This window comes from Hamadaea tsunoensis DSM 44101, assembly GCF_000428945.1.
GTDB classification, from domain to species: domain Bacteria; phylum Actinomycetota; class Actinomycetes; order Mycobacteriales; family Micromonosporaceae; genus Hamadaea; species Hamadaea tsunoensis.
Genome location: NZ_AUAX01000058.1, coordinates 1 through 7,837, shown reverse-complemented (window position 1 = coordinate 7,837; position 7,837 = coordinate 1). Strand labels below are relative to the sequence as shown.

Below are 7,837 nucleotides of genomic sequence, written 5' to 3'. Positions count from 1 at the left end.
TCGCTGCGCTCCGGGGACTCCACTGCCACCTGAGTGGGGCGACGCATCATCCACCGCGGTTCGGTCACCGTTCCAACCTCAACCCCGCCCGGTCTGTGCCAGCCCTGACTTTGTCGCGACTGTCCGAGATGGCGGTTGGGGCGGGCCGGCTTGCCGGTGATCGTTCGCGGCTGGGATGTATTTTCGGGCCTGTTCCCTCGATCCATTGCGGTTGAGATGTCATTACAGGCCGATCTTCTACATCCCTACCGCTGTGGATCATGCCAAGCCGTCCGGCCATCACCGGTGGCTCGGGATGTGGGAACGATCTTCCGCCATGTGGACGCAAGGCCTGGGTTTCTTGATCGATGACGGCTGAGGTGTAAATCCGGCCCGATCTGCATGATCGATGACGCGTCAGGTGCAGCAAACGCCGGTCAGTGCGCTCCAGAACCGTAAACGATCATGCGGCAGGTAGCCGTTCTTACACCTCAGCCGTGAACGATCACCCCGTCGGCCGCCGACTGGGCCCACAAGGCGGACAGTCGGGACAAAGGCCGGGCCGACACCAGCCGGGCCGGGTTGGGTCGGGTTGGGGGTAGACGGTGACCGGGCGACGGTGGACGATGCGTCGCCCCACTCACCTGGCAGTGGAGGCCCCCCAGGGCCGGAGCGGTCTCCCGCGCGAGGAGCGGAAGTGAGATCGACGGACCCGGGACAAAATCTCTCAAAGACCTTGAATTCATCTCTAAAAAGATCTTGAACTACCGGTCAGGTGTTGCGCTGGGTGGCGACCGCGGCGAGGCGGAGCAGCATCGTGCGGCCCTCCCCGGTGAGGTCGGCCTCGCCGAGGGCGGCCAGCGCGGTCGAGGTCAGTTCCTCGATCCGCTCCTCGGTACGCCGCAGCGCCCCCGAGCGTTCGAACACCTCGCGCAGGTCGTGGACGTCGGCGGCGGTGAGGTGCGGGTCGCCGAGACGGTCGGCGAGCACCTGGCGGCCGCGGTCGTCGGCGGCCTGGAACGCGGCCGCGACGAGGTAGGTGCGCTTGCCCTCGCGCAGGTCGTCCCCGGCCGGCTTGCCCGTGACCAGCGGATCGCCGAACACTCCGAGGACGTCGTCGCGCAGCTGGAACGCCTCGCCGATCGGCAGCCCGAAGGCCGAGTACGCGTCGCGTACGCCGGCCGGCGCGTCGGCGATCGCGGCCCCGAGCAGCAGCGGCCGCTCGACGGTGTACTTGGCGGACTTGAACCGGGCCACGGTCGAGGCACGCCGCAGGGAGGTGTCCCCGGTCGCCTGGGTGAGCACGTCGAGGTACTGCCCGGCCGTCACCTCGGTACGCATCGCGTCGAACACCGGCCGCGCCCGGGCCAGGGTCACCGGGTCGAGGCCGCTGGCGTGCAGCATCTCGTCGGACCAGACCAGGCAGGCGTCGCCGAGCAGGATGGCCGCGGCCGCGCCGAACTCGCCGCCGTCGCCGTGCCAGTCGGACTTGCCGTGCAGTTCGGTGAAGCGTACGTGGGCGGAGGGCTCGCCCCGGCGGGTGTCGGAGCGGTCGATCAGGTCGTCGTGGATCAGGGCGCTCGCCTGGACCAGCTCCAGCGCGCTCGCGGCCGTCACGACGGCGTCGGAATCGGTGCCGCCGGCGGCCCGGTAACCCCAGTACGCGAAGGCCGGCCGCAGCCGCTTGCCGCCGCCGAGCACGAGCGCGTCGATGGCCTCCGACACCGGGGCCAGTTCGGGATCGATCGAGGTCAGCTGGGTTCGCCGGGCGGCCAGGAAGGCCCGCAACGACCGGTCGACCCGCCGGCGCAGGTCGACCTCTTCGGTCGGGGGCACAAGGCCCGGCGCTTCGATCACGCTGTGAACCTATCGGTTCATGGTCACGAGTACGCGACCGGCGTCGACGGCCGTGGTGGACATCGCAGCCTCAGCGTGCCTACGACGCCGCACCACGTCATGGGTCCGCACCTCCTCATCATAAGTGGTTAAGGAAGCAAACTTTGTGCCGAGAACGGCCGCCGGGGCCGAAGTCCCGGCGGCCGCTCTGCTCACTCAGGCCGGCTGTTTGCGCGTACCCCGGAAGAAGAACGCGTTGAGCAGGGCGCCGACGGCGATCACGGCAGCGACGGTGAAGGCGGTCGTCATCCCGGTGACCAGCGCGGCGGTGCCGCCGCCCGGACCCCCCGCGTGCCGGTACGCGGTCCCGAAGACGGTGACCAGCACGGCGAGCCCGAGGGTCGCTCCGGTCTGCTGCATCGTCTGCAGTACGCCGCCCGCGGCGCCCGCGTCCCGCGGCGGGACGCTGCCCATGATGGTCGGCGTGAGCGGCACGAAGCTGAGGCCGCCGCCGACACCCATGAGCACCATCGGGCCGAACAGGCTGGACCAGTAGCCGCTGTCCGGCGTCAGCTGGGTGAGCCAGACCAGGCCGCTCAGCATGATCGTCACACCGGCGACCGCCAGCGGACGCGGGCCGAAGCGGGGCAGCGCGTGCGGGACGATCCGGGTCATGCCGAACATGCCCGCCGCCATCGGCAGGAACGCGAAGCCGGTGGCCAGCGCGCCGAAGCCGCGGACGTCCTGCAGGAACTGGGTGAGGAAGAAGAACATCGACATCATCGCGGCCGGGCCGAGCAGGAACGCGAGGTAGCCGGTGGCCCGGTCGCGGTGGGCGAACAGCCGCAGCGGCATGAGCGGCTGCTTCGTGCGCGCCTCGACCGTGACGAACACGCCCAGCAGCAGTACGCCGCCGGCCAGGCAGCCCAGGGTCAGGCCGTCGGACCAGCCGTCGGCCGCGGCGCGGATGAAGCCGTAGACGAGCGCGGCGATGCCGGCGCTGCCCAGCACCGCGCCGCCGAGGTCGAGCCGGGCCGGATGGCGTTCGGGCTCGCGGACGAAGCGCGGCGCGAGGAAGGCCGCGGCCAGGCCGAACGGCACGTTGATGAACAGCACCCAGCGCCACGAGGCCAGTTCGGTCAGCAGGCCGCCGAGGATCAGGCCGATCGCGAAGCCGCCGCTGGCGATCGCGCTGAGCAGGGCGAGCGCCCGGATGCGCTCCCGTGCCTCGGTGAACGTGGTCGTGATCAGGGCGATCGTGCTCGGGCCGGCCATGGCCGCGCCGACGCCCTGCAGGATCCGGGCGGCGATCAGCCAGGCGGCGGTGGTGGCGAAGCCGCCGAACAGGGACGCGAGCGTGAAGACCACGATGCCGCCGACGAACAGCCGCCGCCGGCCGAAGATGTCGCCGGCCCGGCCGCCGAGCAGCAGCAGCCCGCCGAACGTCAGCGTGTACGCGTTCATCACCCAGGCCAGGCTCGTCGGCGTGAAGTGCAGGCCGGACTGGATCCGGGGGAGCGCGACGTTCATGACGGTCGCGTCCAGGATGAGCATGAGCTGGCAGGTCACGATGATCGCCAGGGCGAGCCCGCGCCGGTGCGGCGGCCCTTCGACGCGGGTGTTGGCTTGCGGTGCGTGAACGGGCATGGTTTGTTGCGACACGAGGGACTCCCCTTGTGGTACACATAAGTGGAGTCGTTCTCCACTTTGCCGGACGTGAACAGAATATGGAGAGCGTCTCCGTTTCCGCAAGGGTAAACGGAGATATTCTCCGTTTATGGAGGTGGCAGGGCGTGTCGACGGTCGACGAGGTTTCGGCGGACGGTGCCGCCGCGGGCAAGCCGCTGCGGGCGGACGCACGGCGCAACCGCGAGCGGCTGATGGCCGCCGCGCAAGCCGCGTTCACGGAGAACGGCGAGGCCGCCTCGATGGACGACATCGCGAAGCGGGCCGGGGTCGGACCGGGCACGCTCTACCGGCATTTCCCGTCCCGCGAGGCGCTGCTCGCCGAGGTCTACCGGGAGGGCATCGCCGGACTGGCCGCGCGGGCCGTCGAGCTCGGCGCGACCGAGCCCCCGATGACCGCCCTGGTCACCTTCCTCCGCGAGCAGGTCGAGTACGGCCGCAGCAAGCGTGGCCTCGGCGTGGCCGTCAAGGCGATGATCAACGAGTCGGAGACGATGGACTGGTGCCGGGAGACCCTCCGCACGGCCGTCGGCGACCTGCTCGACCGGGCCAAGGCCGACGGCTCCGTACGCCCCGACGCCGATCGCCTCGTCGTCCTGCGCCTGGTGCACGCCGTCGCGTACGCGAGCGAGAACGCGCCCGAGATGTCCGACCGCATGCTCGACGTGGTCATCGACGGGCTGCGTCCCTGACAGCTGCGCCCCTGACCGCTGCGACGGCCGGTTTCGTCGGTGGTGGGCGGTAGCCTCGGGCCCATGAGCACTGCCGCCGTGCGTACCGACCTCGAAGACCGTGACCTGGAGCGATACCGCCGGGAGCTGACCGGCTACTGCTACCGGATGCTGGGCTCGTCGTTCGAGGCCGAGGACGCCGTGCAGGAGACCTTCGTCCGCGCCTGGCGCAACCAGGACACCTTCGAGGGCCGGTCGTCGGCGCGTACCTGGCTCTACCGCATCGCCACCAACGTCTGCCTCGACATGCTGGGCGCGGTCCAGCGCCGGGCCCGGCCGATGGACCTCGGGCCGGCCTCGACCGCCGCGTCCCTGCCGGCCGCCCCGCTGCCCGAGCCGGTCTGGCTGATGCCGGTGCCGGACAGCAGCGTACTGCCGGGGAGCGGGGATCCGGCCGACGTCGCGGTGGCGCGGGAATCCATCCGGCTCGCCTTCGTCGCCGCGCTGCAGCGACTCGCCCCGCGCCAGCGGGCCGTGCTCATCCTGCGCGAGGTGCTGGCCTGGTCCGCACAGGAGGCCGCCGACCTGCTCGGCACCTCGGTGGCCTCGGTCAACAGCGCGCTGCAGCGGGCCCGGGCGACCCTGGCCGAGCGGCCGGCCACCGACGCCGCCGTCCTCGAACCGCTCGACGCGGAGCAGGCCGAGTTCCTCGGGCGCTACGTCGCGGCGTTCGAGGCGTACGACCTGGACGCGCTGGCCGAGCTCCTGCACGAGGACGTCGTGCTGTCGATGCCGCCGCTGGCCATGTGGCTGCGCGGGCCGGAGGAGATCCGGTCCTGGATGCTCGGCACCGGTTCGGGCTGCCGGGGTTCGCGGCTGCTGCCGACCGCCGCCAACGGTCTGCCCGCGTTCGGGCAGTACCGGCCGAGCGGCCCCGCCGGCGAGCACCGGCCGTGGGCGCTCATCGTCCTGGAGATCGTCGACGGGAAGATCATGGGAGTCAACTCGTTCCTGGACACCGAACACCTGTTCCCGCTGTTCGGCCTGCCGTTGGAGCTCGACTCGCGGGGGCCGGTGAGCTAGCCGGGCGCCTCCACCGGGATCACCTCGGCCAGGCCGGTGAAGGCGAGCAGGCGGAGCAGGCCCGGACCGGCACCGCGGACGCGTATGGCGCCGCCGTGGTGCCGCGCGGTCAGTTGCAGGCGGGCCAGCACCTCGACCAGCCGGGCGTCGACCCGCTCGACGGCCGAGACGTCGCAGACGACCGCCGTCGCGTCCGCGAGCGCCGCCACGACGAGGGCGTACAGCACCGGGACGTCCGTCGGGTCGAGCGCCGGCCTGAGGATGAGGACCGGCTCCGGGCCCGCCTCCGCGCCTATATCCATGTCCATGAGGACGACGCCGGCGGCCGGAACTCATCGGAGCGGGGCGCCAGGTGATTTCCGGGAGCGGTGCGGCGTGCGTCACGATCCGGCGAAGCCGTCTCCATCATGGGACGAGCAGGCATTTCCCGCACCCCGGCCGATACAGTGGCCGGTATGACACTCGGCGAAGCTTCGACGCTCCCCGGCGACCGGCCGACGGTGGCCGGCCTGCTCGCCTCACCCGAGCCGACGATCTCGTTCGAGTTCTTCGCGCCGCGGACACCCGACGGCGACACCCTGCTCTGGCAGGCCGTGCGCGAGCTGGAGGCGCTGCGGCCGGCGTACGTGTCGATCACCTACGGGGCCGGCGGGACCACCCGCGACACCACCATCGCCTGGACCGAGCGGATCGCCGGGCAGACCACCCTGGTGCCGATGGGCCACCTCACCGCCGTCAACCACTCCGTCGCCGAACTGCGCAATGTCATCGGCAACTACGCCGAGTCCGGCGTACGCAACGTCCTCGCCGTGCGCGGCGACCCGACGGGCGATCCGCAGGGCGAATGGATCAAACACCCCCAGGGCCTGCTGTACGCCGAGGAGCTCGTCCGCCTCGTGAAGGAGAGCGGGGACTTCTGCGTCGGTGTCGGCGCGTTCCCCGACAAGCACCCGCGCGCGGTCGATTTCGACTCCGATGTGGACAATCTGGTCCGCAAGGACCGGGCCGGCGCCGACTTCGCCATCACGCAGATCTTCTTCCACTGGGAGAACTACGTGCGCCTGCGCGACGCGGCGGCCGCCCGCGGCTGCGACATGCCGATCGTGCCCGGGATCATGCCCATCACCAACGTCTCCCAGATCGAGCGGTTCGCCGTCCTCACCGGAATGATCTTCCCGGCGCCGCTGGCCGACCGGCTGCGCGCGGTGGCCGACGACCCGGCCGCGATCCGGGCGATCGGCGTCGAGGTCGCCACCGAACTGTCCGACCGGCTCCTCGCCGAGGGCGCACCCGGACTGCACTTCATCACGTTGAACAGGTCGACGTCCAGCCGCGAGGTGTGGCAGAACCTGCGTACGGGCGCACTGGTGTAGACGGGTCGCCGGGCGGCCCGCGGAAACGTGGCGGGGGCCGATGACCGGGGACGGGGCTACAGAATGGACGGCGGAGGAACCGGCCGCACCGGTGGAGGCCGTCGACGTCGACCCTAGGGCGATCATGGACTGGGCCCGGTTCGTCCGCGCCTGGGCGTACGCCCACGACGGCTTCGACCTGCGCCACGCCAGCCAGTTCGCGCGCTGGTGGGCGCGGGTCGCGTACCGCTGCGGCAGCTGGCTGATCCGGGTCGGGGCGGGCCCCACGGCAGTGACCGTGGCCGGCCTGCTGGCCGCCGTGTTCGTGCCGCTGATCGCCGTGGGCGGTGGCCGCTGGCCCCTGCTGGCCGCGTTCCTGCTGCTGATCGGCCTGTTGGCGGAAGCGTCCAGCCGGGCGGTGAGCGTTCTGCTCGCGCGTACGCCGCACCTCGACGGCTTCTACCGCGCGCTCGCCGAACGCGCCGCCGAACTGTGCTGGCTGCTCGCGGCGGCCCTGCTCGGCGCGTCGACCGTCCTCGTCGTCGGCTGCGGCATTCTGGCCGCCGTCCACGAGTACGTCCGCTCCCGCGCGATCATCGGCGGCCTGCGCGCGGCCGGCACGGGCACGATCGGCGACCGGCCGCTGCGCATCGTGTCGGCGCTGGCCCTGCTCGCGCTCGCGGCGCTGTTCGGGCCGGTCGCGGCGGATCTGCCGGCGGGAATCAGCACGCTGGTGCTGGCGCTGTGGGCGCTGCTCGGGCTGTTCGGACTCTTTCAGCTGATCGCCGTCACCCGCAAAGCCCTCGCGTCCCGATAATCAAGATCCTTTTATGGGCATTTTGTCCCGGGTTCGTCGATCTCACTTCCGCTCCTCGCGCGGGAGACCGTTCCGGCCCCGCCAAACCCGGGCGGGGCCTCCACTGCCAGGTGAGTGGGGCGACGCATCGTCCACCGTCGCCCGGTCACCGTCTACCCCCAACCCGACCCAACCCGGCCCGGCTGGTGTCGGCCCGGACTTTGTCCCGACTGTCCGCCTTGTGGGCCCAGTCGACGGCCGACGGGGTGATCGTTCACGGCCGAGGTGTAAGAACGGCTACCTGCCGCATGATCGTTTACGGTTCTGGGTCGCGTTGACCGGCGTTTGCTGCACCTGACGCGTCATCGATCATGCAGATCGGGCCGGATTGACACCTCAGCCGTCATCGATCAAGAAATCCGGGCCTTGCGTCC

The 7,837-nt window shown here is 71.1% G+C and carries 7 protein-coding genes; 4 read left to right on the top strand and 3 right to left on the bottom strand.

The features are described 5' to 3' along the window. Positions 1-750: 750 nt before the first annotated feature. Both G401_RS0138800 and G401_RS0138795 read right to left on the bottom strand, forming a co-directional pair. Positions 751-1,833: a polyprenyl synthetase family protein gene (locus tag G401_RS0138800; RefSeq protein WP_051367907.1), complete on the bottom strand. Its 1,083-nt coding sequence runs from the start codon at positions 1,831-1,833 to the stop codon at positions 751-753. 198 nt (positions 1,834-2,031) lie between these two features. Continuing rightward, positions 2,032-3,462 (bottom strand): MFS transporter, encoded by a 1,431-nt coding sequence (locus G401_RS0138795; protein ID WP_169734308.1) that lies wholly within the window; start codon positions 3,460-3,462, stop codon positions 2,032-2,034. Positions 3,463-3,608: 146 nt separating this feature from the next. Here G401_RS0138795 and G401_RS0138790 point away from each other — a divergent pair, with 146 nt between their 5' ends. Further along, a complete protein-coding gene (locus G401_RS0138790) occupies positions 3,609-4,193 on the top strand; it encodes a TetR/AcrR family transcriptional regulator (RefSeq protein WP_034594468.1) in 585 nt (194 codons plus the stop codon). 63 nt (positions 4,194-4,256) lie between these two features. After that, positions 4,257-5,255, top strand: coding sequence for a sigma-70 family RNA polymerase sigma factor (locus tag G401_RS0138785; RefSeq protein ID WP_027346719.1), 999 nt, complete (start codon positions 4,257-4,259; stop codon positions 5,253-5,255). Here the strand turns inward: G401_RS0138785 and G401_RS0138780 are convergent. After that, positions 5,252-5,557 (bottom strand): STAS domain-containing protein, encoded by a 306-nt coding sequence (locus G401_RS0138780; RefSeq protein ID WP_051367906.1) that lies wholly within the window; start codon positions 5,555-5,557, stop codon positions 5,252-5,254. The genes G401_RS0138785 and G401_RS0138780 overlap by 4 nt on opposite strands. 153 nt (positions 5,558-5,710) lie before the next feature. On the opposite strand from G401_RS0138780, the gene metF reads away from it, so the two are divergent. Together metF and G401_RS0138770 are read left to right on the top strand one after the other, a co-directional pair. Further along, entirely contained in the window at positions 5,711-6,628 is a 918-nt protein-coding gene (metF, locus tag G401_RS0138775) for a methylenetetrahydrofolate reductase [NAD(P)H] (RefSeq protein WP_027346717.1), read from the top strand. A gap of 40 nt (positions 6,629-6,668) precedes the next feature. Then, the gene (locus tag G401_RS0138770) at positions 6,669-7,424 is read left to right on the top strand and encodes a CDP-alcohol phosphatidyltransferase family protein (RefSeq protein ID WP_157546785.1); all 756 of its coding nucleotides are present in this window, start codon (positions 6,669-6,671) and stop codon (positions 7,422-7,424) included. Positions 7,425-7,837 lie beyond the last annotated feature (413 nt).

Excerpts from the sequence above, each read along its gene's own strand:
- G401_RS0138795 (WP_169734308.1), bottom strand. The coding sequence starts at position 3,462 with ATGCCCGTTCACGCACCGCAAGCCAACACCCGCGTCGAAGGGCCGCCG.
- G401_RS0138785 (WP_027346719.1), top strand. The coding sequence starts at position 4,257 with ATGAGCACTGCCGCCGTGCGTACCGACCTCGAAGACCGTGACCTGGAG.
- G401_RS0138780 (WP_051367906.1), bottom strand. The coding sequence starts at position 5,557 with ATGGATATAGGCGCGGAGGCGGGCCCGGAGCCGGTCCTCATCCTCAGG.
- metF (WP_027346717.1), top strand. The coding sequence starts at position 5,711 with ATGACACTCGGCGAAGCTTCGACGCTCCCCGGCGACCGGCCGACGGTG.
- G401_RS0138770 (WP_157546785.1), top strand. The coding sequence starts at position 6,669 with ATGACCGGGGACGGGGCTACAGAATGGACGGCGGAGGAACCGGCCGCA.